Raw genomic sequence first — 24,229 nt, forward strand, 5'->3', positions numbered from 1 at the left:
CATGTGTCGACAATGCATTAGCAGGGAAGCCGCGCGCAATGCAAGTTTGGGCAGACGGCGTGTTGGGCAATCACTACGCTTTGATGCGCACCATGTCGGGATCGTAGAGCGGCGCCAGCGACACCCGGCAGGGGATGCGTTCCCTGGCGACATCCAGCTCATAGCTGCCGGACAGGACGAAATCCTCCGTGACGCCGTCGGGATTGCGGACATAGCCGTAGCCGATCGGTTTTCCCAGCGTGTAGCCAAAGCCGCCGCTCGACAGCCAGCCGACGCGCTTGCCGTTGCGATAGATGGTTTCGCGGCCGAGCAGCACGATATCGGGATCGTCGGGAACGAAGCAGGCGAGGCGCTTCTTGACGCCGTCGGCAAGCTGCCGCTCGATCGCCTCGCGGCCGCTGAAGGGAATGTTCTTCCTGATCTTCACCGCCCAGCCGAGGCCGGCTTCAACCGGCGTGTGGTCGGGGCCGATATCGGAGCCCCAGGCGCGATAGCCCTTTTCCAGGCGGCAGCTCTCGATGGCGCGGTAGCCGGCATTGACAAGGCCGAACTCGCCGCCAGCAGCCATCAATACGTCATAGACCGTGGTCGCATATTCAATGGGAACATGCAGTTCGTAGCCGAGTTCGCCGACATAGGTGATGCGCAAGGCCCGCACGGGGCAGCCCGATATGCCGATGGTTCTGACGTGGCCGAAGGGGAAGGCGGCATTCGAGACGTCGCTGCCGGTGACCTTTTCCAGCACGGCGCGTGCATTCGGTCCCATCAGCGACAGCACGGAATACGCCGAGGTGACGTCGACCAGTTCGGCATGCATCTCCGCCGGAATATTGCGTGCGATCCAGTTGAAGTCGTGGGTGGCGAAACCGGTGCCGGTGACGATGTAATATTCGTTCTCGGCGATCCGGGCGACGGTCAGGTCGCATTCGATGCCGCCCTTGTCGTTCAGCATCTGGGTATAGATGAGCGATCCCATGGGCCTTGCGACATCATTGGCGGCGATCCAGGAGAGTGCCGCCTCGGCATCCCTGCCCTTCAGCACGAATTTGGCGAAGGAGGTCTGATCGAAGATGACGGCCGCCTCGCGCACCGCCTTGTGCTCGCGGCCGACGGCGTCGAACCAGTTCTGCCTGTTATAACTGTAGACGTCCTTCGGCTCCTCATTGGCGAAGAGATCGGCAAACCAGTTCGGCCGCTCCCAGCCGAGCTTTTCGCCGAAACAGGCGCCCTGCGCCTTCAGCCGGTCATAGAGCGGCGATTTGCGGCAAGGGCGGCCGCTCGAATGCTCCTCGAAAGGCCAGGCCATGGTGTAGTGTTTGCCATAGGCTTCCAGCGTGCGGGTGCGCACCCAGTCGGTATCGAAATGCGGGCGGCCGAAACGGCGGATATCGACCGGCCAGAGATCGTAGGGCGGCTCGCCCTTCGTCACCCATTCGGCGAGCGCCATGCCGGCGCCGCCGGCCGAGGCGATGCCGAAGGCGTTGAAACCAGCGCCGACGAAGAAATTCTTCAGCTCCGGTGCTTCGCCGAGAATGAAATTGCCATCCGGCGTAAAACTTTCCGGGCCGTTCAGCAGCTGTTTGACGCCAACATTCTCCAGCGCCGGAACGCGGCCGAGCGCCTGTTCCATGATCTGCTCGAAATGCTCGAAATTGCTGTCCAGCAGCGTGTAGTGGAATCCTTCGGGGATGCCTTTCTCCGCCCAGGCAATGGGGTTCGGCTCATAGCCGCCCATGACGATGCCGCCGACCTCCTCCTTGTAATAGGTCAGGCGATCGGGATCGCGCAGCGTCGGCAGGTTGGAGGGCACACCGAAGGATTCGGTGATGATATATTGATGCTCGACCGAGACCAGCGGCACGTTGACGCCGAAGCGGGCTGCGAAGGCGCGCGTCCATTGGCCGGCGCAGACGATGACGCGCTCGCATTCGATGCGGCCTTCAGCCGTGACGACGGCGCGGATCTTGCCCTTGTCGATTTCGAGGTCGAGAACCTCGGCATCTTCGAAGATCGAAACGCCCGCCATGCGGGCGCCCTTCGCCAGCGCCTGGGTGATGTCGGAGGGATTGGCCTGGCCGTCAGTCGGCAGAAAGGCGGCGCCGATGAGATCGTCTGTTGTCATCAGCGGCCAGAGGTCGAAGGCCTCCTGCGGCGTCAGCAACTGCATTTCGAGGCCGAAGGACTGGGCCGTGGTCGCCTGGCGGCGAACCTCGGTCCAGCGCTCCTCGTTACAGGCAAGACGCAGGCCGCCATTCATCTTCCAGCCGGTGCCGAGGCCGGTTTCCTCTTCCAGCCGCTTGTAGAGATCGACGGAGTAGCCGAGCAGTTGGGTGATGTTGGCGCTGCTGCGCAGCTGGCCGACGAGGCCGGCGGCATGGAACGTGGTGCCGGAGGTCAGCTTCTTGCGTTCGAGCAAAACCGTATCGGTCCAGCCGAGCTTGCCGAGATGATAGGCCGTCGAGCAGCCGATAATGCCGCCGCCGATGACCACGGCTTTTGCCGTCTTCGGTAATTGTTTCGTCATTTATCGTTCCTGTTCAAAGGCTTGATAGGCGCGCTCGAAACGCCCGAGATTTTCGGCGGTATAGGCGGCATAGTCGAACTGGATGGTGGAATGGATTTCCGAAATCATGCTCCACAGCGTCTCGCGCAGCAGCGAGGCGCATTTCATCGCGCCGTAGCGGCGGCTGAGCTCATCGGTCAGCGACCGGTCGAAATAGGTCTCGAGCATCATCTGCTCGGCGGCTTGCGAGAACTCGTTGTTGGAGGCCAATCCGCCGAGGTCAAACAGCGGCGTGTTGAAGCCGGCATAGTCCCAGTCGATCAGCCAGAGCCGCTTGCCGTCATCGAGAAAGTTTGCGGCCAGCAGATCGTTATGGCCGAAGGTGATCTCGAAAGGCGCTGCCGCCTCTTCCAGCGTCTCGGCCTTGGCGATCAACGCCGGCAGCAGTGGGAGGTGGAGGCTGCCCGACTCCTTTAGGCTGGCGGCGTAGTCGCGGATGACATGGAAGACCCAGAAGATCATCGCCGGGCCGCGGAAATGCCGTGCGATTTCATGGTGGCAGGCGCGCACCAGCGGCACGATCCGGGCCAGCATTTCCGGCGTCCTGACATCCTCGGGCGACAGCGCCCGCGCCTCGATATAGTCGAGCACCAGCACGCCGGGCGAATGGTGGATGACGGCCGGCGACAGGCCGGCAGCGTGCGCCGCAAGGCTTGCGGCAAGCTCGTTCTGCCTGAGGATGTGGTGGATCGGAATATCGGTGCCGAGTCTCACCACGCAGCGCGCGACGGCATCGCTGACCAGATAGTTCCTGTTGGTGATGCCGCCAGGTATCGGCGAAATTTCAATCGGACCCTGCCAGATGCCAAGCGCATGAATCCTATCTTCAGGCGTCATGCTATCCCCCTTGCGGCGCTGGCAAAATGATGGGGCAGAGCAGGATAGGCTGTCAAGCAGTCGCGCGCGTCCTTCCGGACGCGCAAAGGGCGCTTTAGGTCAGATCGTTTTGCCGGCGGCGTCGAAGACGTGGCAGCGGGCCGGATCGAAGAGAGCCTTCACATTGGCGCCGGGCTCGACCTTCTGCTGACCGTCGAGCGCGACCGTCAGCAACTGGCCATCCGGCGTCGTGGTGTACAGCATGGTGGCGCCGCCGAGATTTTCGACGAGATCGACATTAACGGTCGAGAGCGTGATGGCGCCCTGCGTGAGGGATAGGTGCTCGGGGCGGATGCCGAAGGTGACGGTCTCACCGACCTCGCCTTTCAGCCGACGCGGCAAGCGGACGGAATTGCCGCAGACATGGATGCTGGTTTCGGCTTCACCGACCTCTTCAATGCGGGCCTGCAGAAAGTTCATCTTCGGGCTGCCGATAAAGCCGCCGACGAAGCGGTTGGCCGGGTTGTTGTAGAGATCGAGCGGCGCACCGACCTGCTCGATGCGGCCGGAGTTCAAGACGACGATCTTGTCGGCCATCGTCATCGCTTCGACCTGGTCATGGGTGACGTAGATCATGGTGTTGCCGAGCTGCCGGTGCAGGCGGGAGATCTCGACGCGCATCTGGACGCGCAGTTCGGCATCGAGATTCGACAGCGGCTCGTCGAACAGGAAGATGCGTGGCTCGCGGACGATGGCGCGACCGATGGCGACGCGCTGGCGCTGGCCGCCGGAGAGCGCCTTCGGCTTACGCTCCAGGAGCTTTTCGATCTGCAGGATCTCGGCGGCGCGTTTGACCTTCGGCTGGATATCGGCCTTCTTGTAACCCGCCGTCTCCAGGCCGAAGGCTAGGTTCTTGTAGACCGACATATGCGGATAGAGGGCATAGGACTGGAAGACCATGGCGATGCCGCGCTTGGCCGGCGCCACCTCGTTCATGCGCTCGCTGTCGAGCAGCAGCGCCCCGCCTGATATCTCTTCGAGACCGGCGATCATGCGCAGTAAGGTGGATTTTCCGCAGCCGGAGGGACCGACAAAAACGACGAATTCGCCGGGATCGATCGTGAGGTCGATGCCGTGGATCACATCCATCGCGCCGTAGCGCTTCTCGACCTTCTGAAGAACGACACTGGTTGCCATCTTCTCAAAACCCTCTCGTTTATTTGTCGGTTACTTCGTTCTTGCGCGCCAGTCGGCGTATTTCGGACTGTCGGGACCGACCGGCAGCGGCACTTCAGCACCGCTGTCGGAAGATTGGTAGATGGCGGTGACAAGTTCGAGGGCGCGGCGCGCATCCTGAGTTGTCACCGGCAGCGGCCCATTGCCGCTCAGGAAGGCGTGGAACTGGCCCATCTGGGTGGTGAACCGCGGTGCGACCGGCTGCCAGTCGCCGACCACACGGTCGATCTTTTCCCTGACGTCATCATTGGCGGCGATGATTTTCCAGGGATCCTTGCCCGGCGTGTAGGGTTCGTGCGTGCTTTCGAAGGTGACGTTCTCGAAATGCAGCCTCAGCCGGCTGATCTGCTCCTGCGAGCCGAGCGTGCAGGAGAGCGAGACGAAGGCGCCGCTTTCCATCAGCAGGCTGGCGGAGGCGCAATCTTCAACCTCAATATCGTTGACGCGGGTCGCGACGCGGCCGAAAACCCTTGCCGCCGGGCCCATAAGATGCATCATCATGTCGTGCAGATGCAGCGCATGGGTAACGAGCACGCCGCCGAGTTCCGTCGCCCATTTGCCGCGCCAGGGCACGGCGTAATATTCCGGTTTGCGCAGCCAGAAGGTTTCGACCGAAGCCGTATAGGCTTTGCCGGCAATGCCGGCGTCGATGATCCGTTTGGCCTTCTGGATACCGTCGCCGTATCGATACTGGAAGATCGGCATCAGCACGCCTTTGGCACTCTTTTCCGCTTCCATGATCGTATCGACGGCGGCAAGCGAGCCGGTCAGCGGCTTTTCGCAAACGACATGCTTGCCGGCGGCGAGTGCCGCGACCACCTGTTCCAGATGGATGCCGGGCGGGGTGCAGATATCGATGACGTCGATCGTGTCATCGGCGAGCAGCTCCTCGAAAGAGGTCGTGCGGCGCTCGATGCCGAACTCGTCGCCGACCGCTGCCAAGCGTTCTTCGTTCAGATCACAGATCGCTGCCACCTTGAACTTGTCGGAATGCGGCAGATAGCCCTCGACGATATGCGAGCGGCCGATGCCGCAGCCGACGATCGCGACGGTCTTGATGCTCGTGTCACTCTTTTCCACTACCGCCATCAGCGTTTCATGCCCGTCGTGGCGATGCCCTCGATCAGCAGGCGCTGGAAGAACAGGAAGAAGAAGAAGACCGGCACGAGCGTCAGGGTCGACATGGCGAAGAGACCGCCCCAATCCGAGGCGCTGGTGGAATCGACGAAGGTGCGCAGGCCGAGCTGGATCGTATAGGTGTTCATGTCGTTCAGGTAGATCAGCGGTCCGAAGAAATCGTCCCAGGTCCAGATGAAGGAGAAGATGGCTGCTGTCGCCAAGACCGGCAGCGACAGCGGCAGCATGATCTTCCAGTAGATGCGCCAGGCGCTGCAGCCATCCATCATCGCAGCTTCGTCGAGTTCGCGCGGGATGCCGCGGAAGAACTGCACCATCAGGAAGATGAAGAAGGCGTCGCTTGCCAGGAACTTCGGAACGACGAGCGGCAGGATGGTGTTCACCCAACCGAGGTTGAGGAAGAGCACATATTGCGGGATCAGCGTCACGTGATAGGGGATCATCAGCGTGCCGAGCATGATCGCAAACCAGAAATTGCGGCCGGCAAAACGCAGCCTGGCAAAGGCGAAGGCAGTCAGCGAACAGGCGATGACATTGCCGGTCACCACCAGCAGCGAGATGACAAGCGAATTCCAGAAGAACCGACCGAAGCTGACATCGAGGCCCACCCAGCCGCGCGCATAGGAGGAGAAATCGATCGACGATGGTATGAGCGACGTCGACGAGAATATCTCGTTTTCGGGCCTGACCGATGCCGAGACCATCCACAACAGCGGATAGAGCATCAGAAGCGAAGCGGCGATCAGCAGGGCGTGGATGACGAGCGACGCCGGCAGGCTGCGTTTGGTGATGTCCGATGTCGGCCTGGCCGCAGTGACGGAGGCGGTGGTCTCAGTCATCGTAATGCACCCAATAACGTGAGGTCAGGAAGGAGAAGGCGGTGAAGATCGCGATGATCACCACCAGGATCCAGGCGAGCGCCGAGGCGTAGCCCATGCGGAAATTGCCGAAGGCTTCCTGATAGAGGTAGAGCGTGTAGAACAGCGTCGAATTGATCGGCCCGCCCGTGCCGCCTGATATGATGAAGGCCGGCGTGAAGGCCTTGAAGGCTTCTATCGTCTGCACGACGGCGTTGAAGAAGATTACCGGCGTCAGAAGCGGCAGCGTGATCTTGTAGAATTGCCGGAATTTAGAGGCGCCGTCGAGGCTCGCCGCCTCATACATATCCTGCGGGATCTGGCGCAGGCCGGCGAGGAAGATGATCATCGGCGAACCGAACTGCCAGACCGAGAGCGCCACCAGGGTATAGATCGAATAATTCGGATGCGAGATCCAGCTCGGCCCCTCGATGCCGATCTGGGCAAGTGCAGCATTGACGAGGCCATCGCTGGCGAAGAGCTGGCGCCAGAGAACGGCGATCGCCACGCTGCCGCCCAGCAATGAGGGCAAGTAAAAGATGGCGCGATAGAAGGTCAGCCCGCGCAGGCCGCGGTTCAGCGCCATGGCGACCAGCAAAGCAAAGGTCAGTTTGAACGGCACCGAGAAGACAACATAGGTCAGGGTGACATGCATGGCGGCCGAGAATTTCGGATCCGCCGTGGCGATGCGCACGTAATTCGCAATTCCCACCCATCGCGGCGACTGGAGCATGTCGAAGTCGGTGAAGGAGAGGTAGAGCGAAATCAGGGCCGGCCCGAGCGTCAGCCCGAAAAAGCCGATGAGCCATGGCAGAAGGAAGAGATAGCCGGGGGCATTGGCATTCCAAAGACGCCGGAAGCGTCCTTCGGCCACGGCCCCCTGATATCTTTCCACATTTATGGCCCCTGCGGGCGTGCGCATCGCATTGCTCATACGGGATCAGCCTCGTGCGAGAATCTGCGTAATTTCAGTGACAAGCTGTTTGCCGCCGTCGGCGGGAGACAGCTGTCCGAAACCGACCTGCTCGGCAATGTTTCGCAGCATCAGCTCGCCTTCACCAGCACCGGCCGGGGGCGGCGGCGGCAATTTGCCGGCGAGATCACCGAGACCGCTGACATAGGCCAATGCCACCTTGCCGTTCTCATCGAGCTTCGCCGCGACGACCTCGCGCATGGCGGCCGATTCAGGAATGCCGCGTTCGACATCCAAGAGCAGCACTGCTTCAGGATTCTTGACGAAGAAATTGACGTAGTCCACGGCTAGGTCGATCGCTTTCGACTGGGCCGATACCGAGAAGAACATCGAAGGCTTACGATAGTGACCGCCCTTCGAATCCGGCTTGATGCGCATGTAGTTGGTGAGCGCCAGTTTATCCTTGTTCATTGCCTGATAGGCGACGAACTGGTTGGAGTGGGCAAAACCGGCGGCCGATTTGCCGAGCGACACGGTGTTGGTCTCGATATCATTCTTGTCGAGAGCCTGGATATCGGCGGGAACGCAGGCGCCCGCCTCACGGAACTTGGCCCACATGTCGTACCATTCCGATGCATCCTCCACACCGAAACCGATCTTGCCGTCGGCGGTATAGAGGGCCTTGCCGCGTTGACGCAGCCAGTTCTCGAACAGCGGTTCAGCGCCGCTGCCGTCGGCTATACCGAACATGCCCTTGCGCTTACCGGCCTTCGTGATCTCCGTACCCATGCGGGCGAATTCATCCCAGGTGGTCGCCTGCGTCGGCAGATCGACGCCGGCCTCCTTGAAGGCGGTTGTGTTTAGCACCGTCGCGGCGGAATTGGCGCCGAGGCTGACGCCATAGAGATGGCCGTCGACGCTGCCGCCTTCGATCTGGGCCTTGTCGAAATCGTCGAGGTTGAGCTTGGCCGGCATATAGGATTCGAGCGGGGCCAGCGCGCCACGCCGTGCATATTGGACGATATAACGATAGTCCATCTGGATGACGTCGGGCGCGTTGCGGCCCGCGACCTGGGTCGCAAGGCGCGGCCAGTAGTCGCCCCAGCCGAGGAACTCGCCGGTGATCGACGTGCCGGGATTCTTGGTCTGATAGAGCTGCGACACCTTGTTGGTGCGGTCGGCGCGCGGTTGCGAGCCCCACCACAGGAGACGCAGGCGCGTTTCCTGGGCCAAGGCGCTGGTGCCGAGCGCTGAGAGCGACAGAAGTGCTGCGCCTCCGGCCACGAAATTACGTCTGTTTACACGCAGGGTCATTTTTTCCTCCTCCAAAGGGAAGCGCCTCCACACGCTTCCAAACCAGTTTTGCTTGCGCAAATAACTAATTGGTTACAAGCTACGAGCAAAGCGGCAAGCCTGTCAAGCGGTGTCGGTCAGAGCATGATGGCGAAAAGCGTCGACGGTTTCAGGCGACGTCATGCTCCGACCCTTCTGTTCCGGGTGGGCCGCCCTTCCAAATTCGCTTTTTACAATTTCACATCGAAGGCTTATGAGCGCAACACGTGAGGACAGGGGTGGAGCGATGAACGACAGCGGGGGAAACAGGGGAAAGAAGCAGGCCCGGCGACCGTCGACAGAACGGACGGCCCAACGCGATCCGGAGCGGACACGCGCGGCGATCCTCGAAGCGGCGACCCGGGAATTCGCCGAAAACGGCATGGGCGGCGCCCGCGTCGACGCCATCGCCGAACGAGCCGGCACCAACAAACGCATGCTCTATCATTATTTCGGCGACAAGGAGCAGCTCTACCTCAAGGTGCTGGAAGAGGCCTATGTCGGCATCCGCACCGCCGAGCGCGCGCTGCATATCGGCGACCGCAGCCCGGAGGATGGCATCAGCGAATTGGCGCTCTTCACCTGGCGCTATTTCCTCAAGCACCCGGAATTCCTGAGCCTGCTCGGCACGGAAAACCTGCATCGCGCCCGGTGGCTGCGCCAGTCCGTCCGGCTCAAGGAACTGCATTCGCACCTGATCGGCGAGCTATCCCAAGTGCTCGAACAAGGGAAGAAACAGGGCGTCTTCATCGAGACGGCCGATCCGCTGCATGTTTACCTGACGATCGCTTCGCTCGGCTATTTCTACCTTTCCAACCAGTACACGCTTTCGACGATCTTCGGCCGCGACCTGATCGAGCCGGCCAATCTCAATGCCTGGGAAAAGCATATCGTCCACGTCACGCTCGCCTCGATCAAGCGCTGAATAGCGAAAGCAGGATTTGACTCTTGACAGGCTCGCCGCTCTTCTGTCATCAAGTAACCGTTTAGTTACCGGCTTGGGAGGGCCGGGCCGGCATGCCCGCTCCCGCCGAAAAAGATTGCAGGGAGGAAAAAATGGCACGCTTGGGCATCATCTTGCACGGCGTCACCGGCCGCATGGGTTACAACCAGCATCTGGTGCGCTCGATACTGGCCTTCCGCGACCAAGGCGGCATCACGCTGAAATCGGGCGAAAAACTTGAGATCGACCCGATCATCGTCGGCCGCAACGGCGCCAAGATGGAAGAGCTGGCGAAGAAGCATAACATCAAACGCTGGTCGACCGATCTCGATGCCGCGCTCGCCAATTCCGACGACACGATTTTCTTTGACGCCGGCACGACGCTGATGCGCGCCGAGCTACTGTCGAGGGCGCTCGACGCCGGCAAGCACGTCTATTGCGAAAAGCCGATTTCTGACGATCTGCAGGTGGCGATCGATCTCGCCCGCAAGGCGCGGCGCTCCGGGCTCAAGCATGGCGTCGTGCAGGACAAGCTCTTCCTGCCGGGCCTGCGCAAACTGGCGCTGCTCAGGGATTCCGGCTTTTTCGGCAAGATCCTCTCGGTTCGCGGCGAATTCGGCTATTGGGTCTTCGAGGGCGATTGGGGCGTGCCGGCGCAGCGCCCCTCCTGGAACTATCGCAAGGGCGATGGCGGCGGCATCATCCTCGACATGCTCTGCCACTGGCGCTACGTGCTCGACAATCTGTTCGGCGAGGTCAAGGCCGTCTCCTGCCTCGGCGCCACGCATATTCCGCGCCGCATCGACGAGCAGGGCAAGCCTTATGATTGCGACACCGACGATGCCGCCTATGCGACCTTCGAACTTGAAGGCGGCGTGATCGCGCAGGTCAATTCCTCCTGGGCGGTGCGCGTGCGCCGCGACGATCTCGTCACCTTCCAGGTCGACGGCACCCATGGTTCGGCCGTCGCCGGGCTGACGAAATGCTGGAGCCAGCACCGCGTCAACACGCCGAAGCCGGTCTGGAACCCCGACCAGCCGCAGACGATCGATTTCTACAAGACCTGGGACGAGGTTCCGGACACGCAGGCCTTCGACAATGGCTTCAAGGCGCAATGGGAAATGTTCATCCGCCATGTCGTCGAAGATGCGCCGTGGCCCTACGGGCTCGAAGCCGGCGCCAAGGGCGTGCAACTGGCCGAACTTGGCCTGAAATCCTGGGCCGAGCGCCGCTGGCTCGACGTTCCCGCACTGGAGTTCTGAGGCGTGACGACAATCAATCTCCCCCTCGACGGCAAGATCGTCGCCTATACGCTGACAGGCACGCCGATCGAACTGAAGAAGCGTGATGCCACAGCCTTTCCGCGCATCGCCTATGCCGCCGCCCATGTCGTCGCCGATCCGCTCGCCGACAATGACCCCTGGCTGACGCCGGCGATTGACTGGGAGCGGACGCTCGCCTTCCGTCATCGGCTCTGGGATCTCGGCCTCGGGGTCGCTGAAGCCATGGATACGGCGCAGCGCGGCATGGGGCTCGGCTGGCCGGAAGCGCGTGACCTCATCCGCCGGGCGCTTGGCGAAGCCGCCGGGCGCAAGGATGCATTGATTGCCTGCGGCGCCGGCACCGACCACCTGATCCCCGGCCCCGAGGTCACGATCGACACGATCCTCAAGGCCTATGAGGAACAGCTCGAAACGGTCGAGGCGGCTGGCGGCCGCATCATCCTGATGGCAAGCCGAGCACTTGCCGTCGTCGCCAGGAGCCCGGACGATTACGTCAGGGTCTATGATCGCATCCTGCGCCAGGTCAAGGAGCCGGTCATCATCCACTGGCTCGGCGAAATGTTCGATCCGGCGCTTCAGGGTTACTGGGGCAATGACGACCATCTGAAAGCGATGGAAACCTGTCTCGAGGTGATCGAGGCCAATGCCGGAAAGGTCGACGGCATCAAGATCTCGCTGCTGTCGAAGGAGAAGGAAGTGGCGATGCGCCGCCGGCTGCCGAAAGGCGTGCGCATGTATACCGGAGACGATTTCAACTATGCCGAACTGATTGCCGGCGACGAAGAGGGCCATTCCGACGCGCTGCTCGGCATTTTCGATGCGATCGCGCCGGCAGCGTCGGCTGCGCTCGACGCGCTTGGCCGCAAGAGCAATCACGAATTCTTCGATCTGCTCGAGCCGACCGTGCCGCTGTCGCGCCACATCTTCAAGGCGCCGACCCGCTTCTACAAGACCGGCGTCGTTTTCCTCGCCTATCTCAACGGCCTGCAGGATCATTTTGTCATGGTCGGCGGCCAGCAGAGCACGCGCTCGCTCACACATCTGGCCGAACTCTTCCGCCTGGCCGACAAGGCGCGGGTGCTGGCCGATCCCGAACTCGCAACAGCGCGCATGCGCCAGGTGCTGGCTGTCCACGGCGTTCACTGATCTCAGGCATGGCAGGGGAGGAATGAGATGCAGGTCGAAGGACTTTCGATCAACCTGGCGACGATCCGCGAGCAATGCGGCTTCGCGGAAGCCGTCGATATTTGCCTGAAGCACGGCATTACCTCGATCGCGCCCTGGCGCGACCAGGTCGCCAAGACCGGTCTCGACGAGGCCGTGCGCATCGTCAAGTCGAACGGCATCAAGCTGACCGGCCTTTGCCGCGGCGGCTTCTTTCCGGCGGCGAACGAGGTCGACTGGCAAAAGAACCTCGACGACAACAGGCGCGCGATCGACGAGGCGGCGGCTTTTTCCGCCGACTGCCTCGTGCTCGTCGTCGGCGGCCTGCCCGGCAGCTCGAAGGATATTGTCGCTGCCCGCCAGATGGTGCTCGACGGCATCGCTGCCGTTCTGCCGCATGCCAAGGCATCCGGTGTGAAGCTCGCGATCGAGCCGCTGCATCCGATGTATGCCGCCGACCGCTCCTGCGTGAACACACTCGGCCAGGCGCTCGATATGTGCGAACCCCTCGGCGAGGATGTCGGCGTGGCCATCGATGTCTACCATGTCTGGTGGGACCCCGATCTCGCCAATCAGATCGCCCGCGCCGGCCGCATGAAACGCATCTTCGCCCATCACATCTGCGACTGGCTGGTGCCGACCAAGGACATGCTGCTCGACCGCGGCATGATGGGCGATGGCGTCATCGACCTCAAAGGCATAAGACGGATGATCGAGGCGGCCGGTTTCTTCGGGGCGCAGGAGGTGGAGATTTTCTCGGCCGAGACCTGGTGGAAACGCCCGGCCGAAGAGGTGATCGCCACCTGTATCGAGCGCTTCCGGAGCTGCTGCCAGATCTGATTTCAATATTTGTTTCATCACGCATGCAGGAGGATCATTCGATGGAGAAACGCCGTTTTGCCCTGATCGGCACCGGAAACCGCGGCACCACCATGTGGGGCAAGGACCTGCTTGCCGGCTGGCGCGAACATGTCGATCTGACCGCCATCGTCGAGAAGAACTCGCTGCGCGGCGAGCGGGCCCGCAACATGATCGGCAGCAACGCGCCGCTTTACGAAAACATCGATTCCATGCTCGCCGAGCAGAGGCCGGATCTGGTCATCGTCTGCACGCCCGACCAGACGCATGACGACATCATCGTGCGGGCGCTGGAGTCCGGCATCGACGTCATCACCGAAAAGCCGATGACCACCTCGATCGAGAAAATTCGCCGGATTCTCGACGCCGAGAAGCGCACCGGCCGCCGGGTCGACGTGTCCTTCAACTATCGCTATGCGCCGACGGCGGCCCGCATCAAGGAACTGCTCAATGCCGGTGAGATCGGCCGGGTGACCTCCGTCGACTTCCACTGGTATTTGAACACCAAACACGGCGCTGACTACTTCCGCCGCTGGCATGCCTATACGGAAAATTCCGGCAGCCTGTTCGTTCACAAGGCGACCCACCATTTCGATCTCCTGAACTGGTATCTCGACAGTGATCCAGAAGCCGTCACGTCCTTTGCCGATCTGCAGAACTACGGCCGCAAGGGGCCGTTCCGCGGATCCCGCTGCAAACTCTGTCCGCACGCACATGAATGCGACTACTATCTCGATCTCGAGGCCGATCCTTTCCTGGATCAGCTTTACGAGGATCCCTCGAAGATCGACGGCTATTTCCGCGACGGCTGCGTTTTCCGCGAGGATATCGACATTCCCGATACGATGGTTGTCAGCCTGCGCTACCGCAACAACGTTCATGTCTCCTATTCGCTGAACACGTTCCAGCCGATCGAAGGCCATCACCTTGCCTTCAACGGAACCAAGGGCCGTATTGAGATCCGCCAGTACGAGGCGCAGCCTTGGGAACAGCCGAAAGAGGACACCATTCTTCTCATCCGCAATTTTCCGAACGGCCAGGAAGCCGTCGAGCGCATCGTCGTTCCGCATTTCACCGGCGGCCATTACGGGGGCGACGACCGCATGCGCAACATGATCTTCAAGCCCGAGATGGAAGACAGGCTCGGCCAGCGCGCCGGCACCCGGGCGGGCGCCATGTCGGTGCTCTGCGGCATTGCCGCGCTGACGAGTTCGCGGACCGGCAAGGTGGTCGAAATCGCCGATCTGATGCCCGAGCTTGCCGATGACGGCTCACCCAATTCGCTGAGGACACCGCGCTGACGCTAAAGCGTCAGGCGATGTTTTCGAGATCCTGCCGGCGGATCTGGTAGCGCAGCGGCCGACCGGTCGCAAAACGCTCGACCTCGTCCGCCGCCATCTCGCCGAGACGCGCCCGTTCCAGACCGATGGCGCCGGCAATGTGCGGGGTCAGGAAAACGTTCGGCAGATCATAGAAGAGCGAACCCGCCTCCGGAATTTCCGGGTCGGTGACATCGATGACGGCGTCGATGCGGCCGGTCTTCAGCTCCGACAGCAGGGCCACCTCATCGATGAGGATGCCACGCGCGGTGTTGATGAGCGTCGCGCCGTCCTTCATTAGCGATAGTCTTGATGCATCGATCATATGCTGCGTCGAGGGCAGCGACGGCGCGTGCAGGGAAACGATATCGGCGCGCCGCATCAGTGCGTCGAGCTCGACTTTTTCAGCTCCCAGTGCGGCTGCCTCGGCGGCATCGATCATGGGATCGAACAGCAGCAGCCTGTATTCGAAGGGTTTCAACAGCTCGATCACCCGCCGGCCGATGCGCGAGGCGCCGATAATGCCGAGGGTGCGGCCATAGTTGCCGATCGCTTCGCGCTGCATCGGATAGGTGCGATCGCGGTTGCGGTCGGCAACGTAGAGATCGCGGAACCGGAAGGCGCGCTTGCCTGCGAAGAGGATCGCAGCAAGAGTGAATTCGGCGACCGGCACGGCGTTGGCCTCTGCCGAATGGCTTACTGTTATGCCGGCTTCGAAGATGGCCTCGTCGATGATGCCCTTCACCGTGCCCGCCGCATGGACGATGAGGCGAAGCCGCGGCGAAGCAGCGGGAATCTCCGGCCCGACATAGGGTGCGCCCCAGCCGGTCACCAGGATTTCGGCTTCGGAAAGCAGTCGTCCTGCCCGTGCATCTCGAGGCGCTGCAGCGGCTCGGGATCCAGCAGGCGGCCGATGGTATCGAGCCGGCGCAGGATCCCGTCGGGCAGGACATGCTCCGTACGCGACGGCTCCATGGCAAGGACGATTGCCGGGCGGCTCATGGCATCTGACCCGGCGCTTCGATGGCGCTGACGATCACACCCCTTTCCCGCACCAGCGCCTCCAGCGCCGCAAGATCAGGCGCCTTCGGCGGCTGCGTCCAGGCGGACGCGGCGGCGGCGGGATCGCCGAGCGCCAGCACCGCCGTTACCAGGATGGTCTCACCGGACGCAATCTGGCCGCGCAGCTGCGGCACGATGGTCTTGGCGACGATCACATTGGTATTGGGCTGGGCCTTCTGCGCGAGGCCGGCGCGATCGACCGACGATCCCAAATCGAGAATACCGCTGAAATCGGCTTCGCCGATGGCATAGGCAGCCCCATCCGAAGCCGACAGCGTGTCCAGCTCGAAATCCCGGCGGGCGATGGCGAAGCCGCCTTCGGCGACCCTCAGCGGCCGGGCCGCCCTGATCCGGTGGAGGCGGATATGCCAGGGGGCCGCGGGCGCCAGCCAGCTTTCGACGCTGACATCCGGGAAAGGCGACCATTTCGCATAAAGCACATCGCCCGCGAGCTTGGCTTCCTCATTGGTTTCGCGCACGCGGTAGTGCAGGCCGTCATCGCTGAAGGCCAGCATCGAATCGAAAGCGGCGAGCGCAAAGCCGCGCTCATCGGATTCGACGCTGAAGCCGTAACGGGTGGAATAGGCGAATTTGGCGTATTTTTCCGTGCCGAAACGCATCTGCAGATTTTCCTGGCCTGATGACAGTGCCACGACATCGCCGCCCGCCCGCATCATCACCATGCCGGGATGGCGCTGCGGAACGATCTCGGGCGCCGGCTCCGGCGCCTTTTCCTCGGAGGTCCAGAACGGATGGTCGTCGGCGACCGCCAGCGGCAGAAAGGCCTTCAACGCCCAATAGGGCGAGCCGGCGGAATTGTAGCTCTCCGACATCAGCAGGTTCGGATAGCCGAAGCCGATCGACAACACGCCGTCGCGATCGGCAATCGGCTTGTCCCTCCACCAGCGCAGATGCTGCAGGCAGAGGTGCTTGACCTCACCCCAGGGCAGAGCTTCAACGCCGGCAAAGGCAAGCGCCGACCAGAAGCCGGCACAGGCAAAGCGATAGGTCAGGCTGCGGCCGAAGGGGATGGTCGCCCCATCGGCGGCAAACCAGTGGCGGAAATCGCGGGCGAAGAGGATCGCCCGTTCGCGGTAGCGCTTGGCGTAATCGTCGTCGACGAGCTTCGAATAGATCAGCCCATAAAAATGCAGGGCGAAGGGAATGTAGTGGTCGATGCGGCGGACGTTTCCGTCGCGATACCAGCCGTCGACGATATAGAAGCCTTCGAGCTCCTCCAGATATTGCCGCGTCAGGCTGCGGTCGAAATCGGCGCCGAGACGATCGAGGGCAATGTCGACGAAAATCCGGAAAAATTTCCAGTTGTTGTCGGCATAGTCGAACTGTCTAGCATGCTTGAGATAGGCGATGACATTGCTGCGGGCGCGCGCATCAAGCGGCTCCCAGATTTTTTCCGGCACCAGCGCCAGGGCAAAACCGAGGGCAGCAAGCTCGACCATCCGCTGATCGCGGCCATTGACCGTTCCCCAATATTCGGGATGGGCGGGGTCGGTGCCGTTTGCGAGGCCTTCGGCAAAACGATGCCAGTGGGCGAAGTCTCCGCCGCCGGCGCCGAGCGGCGCCAAACCCCAGAGCGGGCGGGCAAAACCTTCGAGATCGGCCGCCGCCCGGTCGAAATGGGCGGCGGCACCGCTCAGCCTGACGCGGGCATTGCCTTTCGAAAAACAAGCAACCAGCGGATCGAAGAGAGCAAGCAGGGCTCGGCCCATATCGGCGCGGGTTTCGAGGGGATTGCCAGCGAGCGGATTGGCGCTGGCGGGATCATAGGTCATCGGATCGCTCACGGGTTTGGACGTTCACAACGGTCCCTCCCGCTACGGGAACGACGGCCTGGCAGATGTGGCGCGCCGGCGCCGTCCTGTTGCGGAAACGGGGCAGCATCAGCGAAACGGCTTCGCGCCCGAGGGCGACACGGTCGACGCGCATGGTGGAAAGCTGCGGATTTGTCATCAGCGCACAGGGCAGATCATCGAAGCCGACGATCGCGAAGTCCTCCGGCACCCGCAGACCGGCTTCGGTGACGGCCTCCAGTACGCCGACGGCGATGAAATCATTCATGCAGAAGGCGGCGGTGAAACCGGCATTTTCAGCAAGGATCGCCGCCGTGCGTTCATGGGCCTCGCCGCTGGCGCTGCCCTGCAGTGCGAGGGCCACGAAACGGCCCTCGGCACCAGGAGCGGCGGCGATCGCCGCTTCGAAACCGCGGATGCGCTCCCGGATCGTATGGCGGTGCGAGCCGCTCAGATGCAGGACGCGGCGATGGCCGGCCTTTATCAATCGGCTGGTCGCCTGATAGGCGCCGAAGAAATTAGCCGGCGAAACGCCGTCGAATTGCATTCCGGGGTCGGTGCCGTTGACGAGAACGGTGGGCGTCATGGTGTCCCGCAGCCAGCCGCGCAGCATTTCGTTCGGATCGATGCCGACGAGGAAGAGCCCTTCGGCGCCTGCTGCCTGCATATAGTCGCGCACGGCGTCCGGCGTCGTGCGATCCTCGCGGACCATCCGGATTTCGAAGGGCATGCCTGCTTCGGCGGCGCCGGCGCGCAGCCCCTCGACAATCGCTTCATAAAAGACGCTGAGGCCGCCGGTGACGCCGTCGCTGGCGATCAGCGCCAGCCCGCCGGCAACGGCTTCAGTCGCGGATTTGACCGGATAACCATGCTCGGCCGCTACCTTCAAAATCTGACGGCGCACGCTTTCACTGATGCCGGGTTCATTGGCAAGAACCCGCGACACCGTGGAGACGGAGACGCCGGCCAATGTAGCTATATCGGCCTGACGCGGCCGTCTGATTTTCTCTTCGTTCATAGGCAAAGCTTATGCAACTTACGCAAATTTGCAAGGTAATCGTTACTTCTTGCAATAATTATTTTTTTTGCGTACCCTCGTGAGGAAATGTCTGCAAATGCCGTTGGAGGATGGCAGCGGGCATATTGGGCAAGGAGGATATCATGCAGGTCAACCGCCGTTCATTCCTGATGGGTTCAGCCGGAGCAGCCGCCGGCCTCGCTTTTGGCGCGGGACGCGCCATTCCGGCTTTTGCCGAAGACACGTCGCTGCGCGCCATGTGGTGGGGGTCCAACGACCGCGCCAAACGCACGCTCGACGTCGCCAAGCTCTATCAATCGAAGACACCCGGCGTCACGATCGTCGGTGAATCGCTTTCCGGTGACGGCTACTGGACGAAGCTCGCCACCCAGATGGCCGGGCGCTCGATTGCCGACATCTTCCAGCTCGAGCCGGGAACGATCTCCGACTATTCCAAGCGCGGCGCATGCATGCCGCTTGACGAGTTCGTCCCATCGGCGTTGAAGGTTCAGTCCTTCGGCCCCGACATGCTGAAATTGACCACGATCGATGGGAAACTCTATGGCGTCGGCCTCGGCCTCAACTCCTTCTCGATGTTCTTCGACACGGTCGAATTCGAAAAGGCCGGCATCCCGATGCCGACACCCGATCTCACCTGGGATGAATATGCCAAGCTCGCCGTGGAACTCGCCAAGTCCTCCGGCAAGGGCGGAGGCCCCTATGCCGCCCGCTACGCCTATGTGTTCGACGCCTGGCTGCGCCAGCGCGGCAAGAGCCTCTTCGCCAAGGAGGGCGTCGGGCTCGGCTTCACGGCCGACGATGCGACGGAATGGTTCGACTACTGGGAGAAGCTGCGGAAGGCGGGGGGCACGGTTGCTGCCGACGTGCAGACGCTCGACCAGAACACCATCGACACCAATAGCCTCGGTCTCGGCAAATCGGTGATCGGTATGGCTTATTCCAACCAAATGATCGGCTACCAGCTGATCATCAAGAACAAGCTCGGCATCACCATGCTGCCGCGGGAAAAGAAGGGCGGGCCGTCAGGCCACTACTACCGCCCGGCGCTGATCTGGAGTGTCGGCGCCACGACGAAGAACGGCGAAGCGGCCGCAAAATTCATCGATTTCTTCGTCAACGATATCGAGGCCGGCAAGATTCTCGGCGTCGAGCGCGGCGTGCCGATGTCGCCCATCGTGCGTGACGCCATTCTGCCGCAGCTGAACCCGACGGAGCAGGAAACGGTCAAATACGTCAACATGCTCAAGGATCAGGTCGGCGAATATCCGCCGCCAGTGCCGATGGGAGCAACCCAATTCGACCAGCGCGTGCTGCGCCCGATCTGCGACGAACTCGCCTTCGAACGGACCTCACCCGCCGATGCGGCGGCCCGGCTCGTCGAAGAGGGTAAGGCAACGCTCAAGGGATGATCGGCTGCCGGATATCAGAGGTGAGGCCCGAAAAACCCCGGCGGGCCTTTCTGTTTTCCTGATTGAAGCGTGTTGCGACCGAATTGATTTGCGCCTCAGATGCTTTTCAGTTGGCTGCCAGGCTTTCGACAACGCGCCAGTCCGGCCGGCCAAGATTGAAGGGCCAGGCGTGCACGTCGCGGTCATTGAAATAGACGACTTCCTGAAGGTTCGGGAAGGCGCTCTGTTTCAGTGTCGCAGTCTCGATCCAGGGTCTCATATAGGCGTCGCCGCCTTCGTAGCCGAGTTCTGCAACCCAGATGGGTTTTCCATAGCCGGAGACGAGATCATAGCCTTGCTTCAACGCTTCCGAAAAGGTCCGGTGCTTGTTGTAGGCAAGCTCGTCGTAGCGCTGCAGCCCGAACACCGACAGGCCGACGAGATCGACGTAATCATCGCCGGGATAATAGGCATCAAGGCCGGGCTCCCCCTTCGGCGACCACATCAGCTCGGTGCCGGGCGCCTCGTCGCGAACAATATCCATCATCCGCTTGTAGGCCGCGATGTAATCCGCCGGATTCCAGCCGGACCATGAAAACCGGCCCGACTTGTCCTCCATCTCCTGGCCCCAGCGGACGATTACGGGGCTCCTCAGCTGAGAGATCATCTGCGCGATCGCCCGCATGTTGACGTCGTAATCGCCCCGCAGCACCTTGCGGCGAAGCTGATCGGAGGTCAGCCGCCAGTCGACGTCCCAGGACCACGGCTCGACCGTGATCAGCAGGTTACGGCCTCTGGCCTGCGCATAGGCATCGGCAACACGCAGCGTCTCCAGATCAACATCTTCCCAGGGCAGGAACAGGGCTTCGGTCGTGACATTCGTCTGAGCGCCGAAATCCCCATGCGGGTCATAGGCGCCGAACTTGATGCCGTCGGCATGAACCACTGGGCGCTTGTCGATGATCGTTCGCATGCTGGATGCCTGGTACGGGGCAATGCCGGCATATTGCACCTCGCTTCGGCCCGGCAGATCCGCGACGCACAATAGCAGCAGTGCGAGCGAGGCGGTCGAGAGATGGTTTTTCATCAGCTTCTTCATGGCTCACCCTCCTTTTCGGGCCAGTTGCTGGTCCAGCAGAAGCTGCTTCAGATCGCGTGCCTTGGCGCTGACGTTATCCGCGGCAACCAGCTTGCGGAATTCGTCATCCTCCCGCACCGATGCATGCCGAAAGACGTACCAGTTGCCGTTCGGTTGGCGCCGCTGATAGATCGTGTTGCCGATCTTGCGGTGACCGAAACAGGTGCTGGCGCGCGCTGCACCCTCGGCATTCGTCCAGGTGGCGCGCATGCAGAGTTGGCCGAGGTCGTCGACAACCCATTTGCCTTCGGCGAAGGATTGTTTGCCCTTGTCGTTCACCCAGGCGACAAACCGCCGGCCATCCTCGATGAAGCGCCCGCCGCCGGTATCCCAAGTCCAGGTCCTGTCGCCGTAGATCCGGTAGAGCTCATAGGCGCTGAGCGGCGTCGGCTCATTCTTCTTTGCGGTCTCGGCGCCCTGCACCGCCAATGGCAGGCACAGGCTGAGAGCTAGGGCCACCCCATATAGTCTCGATCCGATACGCATTACATTCTCCTCCTCGACCCTCGCCAGTTCGCCCGGCTCATACACCTTGTTCGTCCCGTCCCGTGCTCCCGAATCCATTCCACCTAATGCGGAACTTGATGATCCGGGTTTTGCCACCGAGGCCGGCACCGGCCACGGCAAATTGCGATTGGCTGAAGCTGATGAACGACTGACCGTGCGAAAGCGCCTCGAGGCTGCGCAAACCATGGCCGCCGGCCTGCATGCCGCCGGTGATGCAGATCGCAAGCCCCGTCGCCGTCGCCAGCCACAGGCCGCGTGACTGCGGCAGCAACGGCAGACCGTTCTCGATCGCATGGCGAAGGACGATCAGCACCGTCAACAGCAGATAGATCATGAGATTCATCGCGGCGAAAACATAAAAGCCCTGGGGGGCGTCGTCGGTGGCAAACACCATGGCTACGGCGCAAAGGCCGGCGAGGCCGATGTAGGGCGCGACGATGCGCAACGGCAAAGATAGCTGCTCCTGCCGGCCTTTCGGCGTGATGCGAAAGTCGACGAACGAGCCGCAGAGATGGTCGCGAACAGCTGCGAGGCTGCCGGCGAGGGACCACGGCCAACGCAGGAAGATGAAGGCAAGTCCCTCCCAGCCGAACAGTTTCGCGTCGTGCGGCCTGAAGGTTGCCGTTGCTCGCCAGAAGAAGGCAAACAGCGTCAGCGCGATCGATGTCGGCGCGAAGTGCAGCAGGAAATCCGGATAGGTTACGTTGACGAAGACATGGCCCGTCAGCAAAGCGGCGACCGGCAGCAGGAACATCACGGCCATGACGGCGGAGAAAAGCGGGTACCACAGCTGCGAAAATACGAACTGGAATTTCAGATGCCAGGGCAGATGGGTGACGTAGCGGCGGGAATGCTGCAGCAGGATAGTGACGAGGCTGCGCGACCATTGAAATTCCTGGACGGCGAGATCGACGAAATTCGCTGGACCATCGCCGTGGGCGATCGCATCGACGGCATGGACACCGCGCCAGCCGGCGGCATTCATCATCAGCGTCGTCGAGTGATCTTCGGCAAGTTCGGGGCCGAGGCCGCCGATCTGACGAAGCGCCGATGTGCGAACCGCGTAGTGGGAGCCGATGCAAAGCGGCGCCCAGCCATTGTTGTAACCGGTCTGCAGCGATCCGTGCAGACTTGCCTCCGCGTAAAGCCTTCCGCGCGCCGCCCAGCTTGCCGCCGCATTTGCATCGCAGATGCTGGGCGCGGAGACGTAGCCAATGCCGGGATCGGCAAAGGGGCGCAGAACTTCCCGCAAATAAGTCGGCGTCGGCACATGATCGGCGTCGAACTGGGCGACAAAATCGTAACGTGCATAGCCGAAATGGTCGTAGAAATAAGCAAGATTGCCTTCCTTGCACCGGGTCCGGCGCGGCCAGGTCGTGCGGTGATACGCCGCCACACCCTTTCGGGTGGAGATCAGCACGCCGTGCTCGGCGCACCAGCGTCTGGTTTCCTCGGAAGGATCCTCGTCGGCCAGCCAGACGTCGAACTCGACGCCGATCTGATCGAGCATCGCCTGCAGCGTGGCGCGGACGACGGCAAAAGGCTCGGACGGTGCCTTGGTGACCACCATCGCCACGCGCCCTTCCGGCAGCCGTGCACGCGAACTGATCGTCCTGGCATCGAGGAAGATCAGGATGAAATAGGCCGGGACGAGCGTGATCCAGGCGAGGACGGCGGTGATGAGCCCGAATGCAGTCCAGGAAATGATATGGGTGGACTGGCACCACCAGATCCAGAAATACCCGAGCGCGGCCAGCCAGCAGAGGATACCGAAACCATAGGCGACGCGTTTGCGGCCGGTGAAAACTGGATCCAATGCTTCGGTGCTGGTGGCGGCTTTCGCAGGCGCGAGGCCGTAGCCGGTGTGCGAAGCGTCGCTCATGCCATCACCTCCAGCCCGAAGGTGGGACCGGCGGTGCGGATGATCGTATCGATATCCGATAGTGCCGGCGAGAAGCCGAGTTCCGCCTTCGCCCTTGCCGTGTTGGCAAAAAGGATCGGCGGATCGCCCGCGCGGCGGGAGCGATACCGGACCGGCACCTCGCGGCCGGTCGTGCGATGGATGGCCGCAAGAATCTCGCGCACCGAGGTCCCCCGCCCGGAGCCGAGATTGACGCTGAGCGAACCGCCGTCCGCCATCAGGTGCTTGACGGCCGCCAAATGCGCCTGCGCGAGATCGCTGACATGGATATAGTCGCGAACGCAGGTTCCATCCGCGGTCGAATAGTCGGTGCCGAAGATATCGAGCCGCTCCAGCCTGCCGGCGGCAGCGAGAAGGGCGCGAGGGATGAGGTGAGTCTCGGGATCGTGGCGCTCGGCAAGCTCGCCATCCGGATCGGCGCCAGCGGCGTTGAAATAACGCAAGGCGGCGAAGCGGATGCCATAGGCGGCGGCAAAATCCTCGAGCGCCATCTCGAAGATCAGCTTGGTGCGGCCGTAAGGATTGACCGGCTGCTGCGGGGTTTCCTCCCGTATCGGCAAGGAGGCGGGAACGCCATAGGTGGCGCAGCTGCTCGAAAAGACGATCCGGTCGATATCCTGATCGAGGCAGGCTTCGAGCAGCGTGAGGCTGCCGACGACGTTGTTGCGGTAATATTTTCTCGGCATCTCGACGGATTCGCCGACATAGGCGTTGGCGCCGCAATGGATAACGCAATCGGGCGAAAATTCGACCATTGTCCGGCGCAGCGCCACCGCATCGCCGAGTTCACCACGGATGAGCGGGCCCCAGCGGACGCTGTCGGCATGTCCGGTCGACAGGTTGTCGTAGGTAACCGGGATCATGCCGGCGCGCGACAGCGCTTTGCAGATATGACTGCCTATGAAACCGGCACCGCCGGTGACGAGAATGTAGCGGGGCATC

The 24,229-nt window shown here is 62.1% G+C and carries 19 protein-coding genes and 1 pseudogene; 6 read left to right on the forward strand and 14 right to left on the reverse strand.

Translation table 11 applies throughout. From position 1 onward, the window contains the following. Nucleotides 1-73 precede the first annotated feature (73 nt). The 7 genes from GGI60_RS25795 to GGI60_RS25825 all read right to left on the reverse strand — a co-directional run bounded on the left by GGI60_RS25795 (nt 74) and on the right by GGI60_RS25825 (nt 8,836). Nucleotides 74-2,524 (reverse strand): FAD-dependent oxidoreductase, encoded by a 2,451-nt coding sequence (locus GGI60_RS25795; protein ID WP_183919104.1) that lies wholly within the window; start codon nt 2,522-2,524, stop codon nt 74-76. Next, nucleotides 2,525-3,400 carry a phosphotransferase gene (locus GGI60_RS25800; RefSeq protein ID WP_183919103.1) on the reverse strand — a complete coding sequence of 292 codons (876 nt, stop codon included), beginning with the start codon at nt 3,398-3,400 and terminating at the stop codon, nt 2,525-2,527. Nucleotides 3,401-3,499: 99 nt separating this feature from the next. Then, nucleotides 3,500-4,576 (reverse strand): ABC transporter ATP-binding protein, encoded by a 1,077-nt coding sequence (locus GGI60_RS25805; protein ID WP_183919102.1) that lies wholly within the window; start codon nt 4,574-4,576, stop codon nt 3,500-3,502. A gap of 30 nt (nt 4,577-4,606) precedes the next feature. Then, a complete protein-coding gene (locus GGI60_RS25810; RefSeq protein WP_183919101.1) occupies nt 4,607-5,704 on the reverse strand; it encodes a Gfo/Idh/MocA family protein in 1,098 nt (365 codons plus the stop codon). After that, on the reverse strand, nt 5,704-6,591 hold the full coding sequence (locus GGI60_RS25815; RefSeq protein WP_183919100.1) for a carbohydrate ABC transporter permease: 888 nt from the start codon (nt 6,589-6,591) through the stop codon (nt 5,704-5,706). The genes GGI60_RS25810 and GGI60_RS25815 overlap by 1 nt, the downstream gene beginning before the upstream one ends. Then, entirely contained in the window at nt 6,584-7,543 is a 960-nt protein-coding gene (locus GGI60_RS25820; RefSeq protein WP_183919098.1) for a carbohydrate ABC transporter permease, read from the reverse strand. Before GGI60_RS25820 ends, GGI60_RS25815 begins: the two co-directional genes overlap by 8 nt. A gap of 6 nt (nt 7,544-7,549) precedes the next feature. Then, nucleotides 7,550-8,836, reverse strand: coding sequence for an ABC transporter substrate-binding protein (locus GGI60_RS25825; protein WP_183919097.1), 1,287 nt, complete (start codon nt 8,834-8,836; stop codon nt 7,550-7,552). A gap of 265 nt (nt 8,837-9,101) precedes the next feature. On the opposite strand from GGI60_RS25825, the gene GGI60_RS25830 reads away from it, so the two are divergent. From GGI60_RS25830 to GGI60_RS25850, 5 genes are all read left to right on the forward strand, one after another. Next, nucleotides 9,102-9,779, forward strand: a complete 678-nt coding sequence (locus tag GGI60_RS25830) for a TetR/AcrR family transcriptional regulator (protein ID WP_183919096.1) — start codon at nt 9,102-9,104, stop codon at nt 9,777-9,779. Nucleotides 9,780-9,910: 131 nt separating this feature from the next. After that, a complete protein-coding gene (locus tag GGI60_RS25835) occupies nt 9,911-11,059 on the forward strand; it encodes a Gfo/Idh/MocA family protein (RefSeq protein ID WP_183919095.1) in 1,149 nt (382 codons plus the stop codon). Between the two features lie 3 nt (nt 11,060-11,062). Next, nucleotides 11,063-12,226 carry a dihydrodipicolinate synthase family protein gene (locus GGI60_RS25840; protein ID WP_183919094.1) on the forward strand — a complete coding sequence of 388 codons (1,164 nt, stop codon included), beginning with the start codon at nt 11,063-11,065 and terminating at the stop codon, nt 12,224-12,226. Between the two features lie 27 nt (nt 12,227-12,253). Then, nucleotides 12,254-13,084, forward strand: a complete 831-nt coding sequence (locus GGI60_RS25845) for a sugar phosphate isomerase/epimerase (protein ID WP_183919093.1) — start codon at nt 12,254-12,256, stop codon at nt 13,082-13,084. Nucleotides 13,085-13,125: 41 nt separating this feature from the next. Continuing rightward, a complete protein-coding gene (locus GGI60_RS25850; protein WP_183919091.1) occupies nt 13,126-14,403 on the forward strand; it encodes a Gfo/Idh/MocA family protein in 1,278 nt (425 codons plus the stop codon). A gap of 10 nt (nt 14,404-14,413) precedes the next feature. On the opposite strand, the pseudogene GGI60_RS25855 reads toward GGI60_RS25850, so the two are convergent. From GGI60_RS25855 to GGI60_RS25865, 3 genes and pseudogenes are all read right to left on the reverse strand, one after another. Then, nucleotides 14,414-15,423 (reverse strand): annotated as a pseudogene (locus tag GGI60_RS25855) (hydroxyacid dehydrogenase). Continuing rightward, nucleotides 15,420-17,276: a DUF2264 domain-containing protein gene (locus GGI60_RS25860; protein ID WP_183919090.1), complete on the reverse strand. Its 1,857-nt coding sequence runs from the start codon at nt 17,274-17,276 to the stop codon at nt 15,420-15,422. Before GGI60_RS25860 ends, GGI60_RS25855 begins: the two are co-directional and overlap by 4 nt. Then, the gene (locus tag GGI60_RS25865) at nt 17,266-18,312 is read right to left on the reverse strand and encodes a LacI family DNA-binding transcriptional regulator (RefSeq protein WP_183919089.1); all 1,047 of its coding nucleotides are present in this window, start codon (nt 18,310-18,312) and stop codon (nt 17,266-17,268) included. The genes GGI60_RS25860 and GGI60_RS25865 overlap by 11 nt, the downstream gene beginning before the upstream one ends. Before the next feature lie 143 nt (nt 18,313-18,455). On the opposite strand from GGI60_RS25865, the gene GGI60_RS25870 reads away from it, so the two are divergent. Further along, entirely contained in the window at nt 18,456-19,742 is a 1,287-nt protein-coding gene (locus GGI60_RS25870; protein ID WP_183919088.1) for an ABC transporter substrate-binding protein, read from the forward strand. Nucleotides 19,743-19,848: 106 nt separating this feature from the next. Here the strand turns inward: GGI60_RS25870 and GGI60_RS25875 are convergent, their stop codons facing one another. From GGI60_RS25875 to galE, 4 genes are read right to left on the reverse strand one after another with little or no spacing between them, the layout of a single operon-like run. Further along, nucleotides 19,849-20,820 (reverse strand): glycoside hydrolase family 26 protein, encoded by a 972-nt coding sequence (locus tag GGI60_RS25875; RefSeq protein ID WP_183919086.1) that lies wholly within the window; start codon nt 20,818-20,820, stop codon nt 19,849-19,851. Between the two features lie 3 nt (nt 20,821-20,823). Continuing rightward, nucleotides 20,824-21,345 (reverse strand): DUF995 domain-containing protein, encoded by a 522-nt coding sequence (locus GGI60_RS25880; RefSeq protein ID WP_183919085.1) that lies wholly within the window; start codon nt 21,343-21,345, stop codon nt 20,824-20,826. A gap of 37 nt (nt 21,346-21,382) precedes the next feature. Next, nucleotides 21,383-23,248 carry a glycosyltransferase family 2 protein gene (locus GGI60_RS25885; RefSeq protein ID WP_183919084.1) on the reverse strand — a complete coding sequence of 622 codons (1,866 nt, stop codon included), beginning with the start codon at nt 23,246-23,248 and terminating at the stop codon, nt 21,383-21,385. Continuing rightward, nucleotides 23,245-24,228: a UDP-glucose 4-epimerase GalE gene (gene galE / locus GGI60_RS25890; protein ID WP_183919082.1), complete on the reverse strand. Its 984-nt coding sequence runs from the start codon at nt 24,226-24,228 to the stop codon at nt 23,245-23,247. Before galE ends, GGI60_RS25885 begins: the two co-directional genes overlap by 4 nt. Nucleotide 24,229 lies beyond the last annotated feature (1 nt).

It is taken from the genome of Rhizobium lentis, assembly GCF_014200175.1.
Taxonomy (GTDB): Bacteria; Pseudomonadota; Alphaproteobacteria; order Rhizobiales; family Rhizobiaceae; genus Rhizobium; species Rhizobium mulingense.

Bases quoted from the DNA above. Each gene is read 5' to 3' on its own strand.
- GGI60_RS25795 (WP_183919104.1), bottom strand. From the start codon at position 2,524: ATGACGAAACAATTACCGAAGACGGCAAAAGCCGTGGTCATCGGCGGC.
- GGI60_RS25800 (WP_183919103.1), bottom strand. From the start codon at position 3,400: ATGACGCCTGAAGATAGGATTCATGCGCTTGGCATCTGGCAGGGTCCG.
- GGI60_RS25805 (WP_183919102.1), bottom strand. From the start codon at position 4,576: ATGGCAACCAGTGTCGTTCTTCAGAAGGTCGAGAAGCGCTACGGCGCG.
- GGI60_RS25810 (WP_183919101.1), bottom strand. From the start codon at position 5,704: ATGGCGGTAGTGGAAAAGAGTGACACGAGCATCAAGACCGTCGCGATC.
- GGI60_RS25815 (WP_183919100.1), bottom strand. From the start codon at position 6,591: ATGACTGAGACCACCGCCTCCGTCACTGCGGCCAGGCCGACATCGGAC.
- GGI60_RS25820 (WP_183919098.1), bottom strand. From the start codon at position 7,543: ATGAGCAATGCGATGCGCACGCCCGCAGGGGCCATAAATGTGGAAAGA.
- GGI60_RS25825 (WP_183919097.1), bottom strand. From the start codon at position 8,836: ATGACCCTGCGTGTAAACAGACGTAATTTCGTGGCCGGAGGCGCAGCA.
- GGI60_RS25830 (WP_183919096.1), top strand. From the start codon at position 9,102: ATGAACGACAGCGGGGGAAACAGGGGAAAGAAGCAGGCCCGGCGACCG.
- GGI60_RS25835 (WP_183919095.1), top strand. From the start codon at position 9,911: ATGGCACGCTTGGGCATCATCTTGCACGGCGTCACCGGCCGCATGGGT.
- GGI60_RS25845 (WP_183919093.1), top strand. From the start codon at position 12,254: ATGCAGGTCGAAGGACTTTCGATCAACCTGGCGACGATCCGCGAGCAA.
- GGI60_RS25850 (WP_183919091.1), top strand. From the start codon at position 13,126: ATGGAGAAACGCCGTTTTGCCCTGATCGGCACCGGAAACCGCGGCACC.
- GGI60_RS25860 (WP_183919090.1), bottom strand. From the start codon at position 17,276: ATGACCTATGATCCCGCCAGCGCCAATCCGCTCGCTGGCAATCCCCTC.
- GGI60_RS25865 (WP_183919089.1), bottom strand. From the start codon at position 18,312: ATGAACGAAGAGAAAATCAGACGGCCGCGTCAGGCCGATATAGCTACA.
- GGI60_RS25870 (WP_183919088.1), top strand. From the start codon at position 18,456: ATGCAGGTCAACCGCCGTTCATTCCTGATGGGTTCAGCCGGAGCAGCC.
- GGI60_RS25875 (WP_183919086.1), bottom strand. From the start codon at position 20,820: ATGAAGAAGCTGATGAAAAACCATCTCTCGACCGCCTCGCTCGCACTG.
- GGI60_RS25880 (WP_183919085.1), bottom strand. From the start codon at position 21,345: ATGCGTATCGGATCGAGACTATATGGGGTGGCCCTAGCTCTCAGCCTG.
- GGI60_RS25885 (WP_183919084.1), bottom strand. From the start codon at position 23,248: ATGAGCGACGCTTCGCACACCGGCTACGGCCTCGCGCCTGCGAAAGCC.
- galE (WP_183919082.1), bottom strand. From the start codon at position 24,228: ATGCCCCGCTACATTCTCGTCACCGGCGGTGCCGGTTTCATAGGCAGT.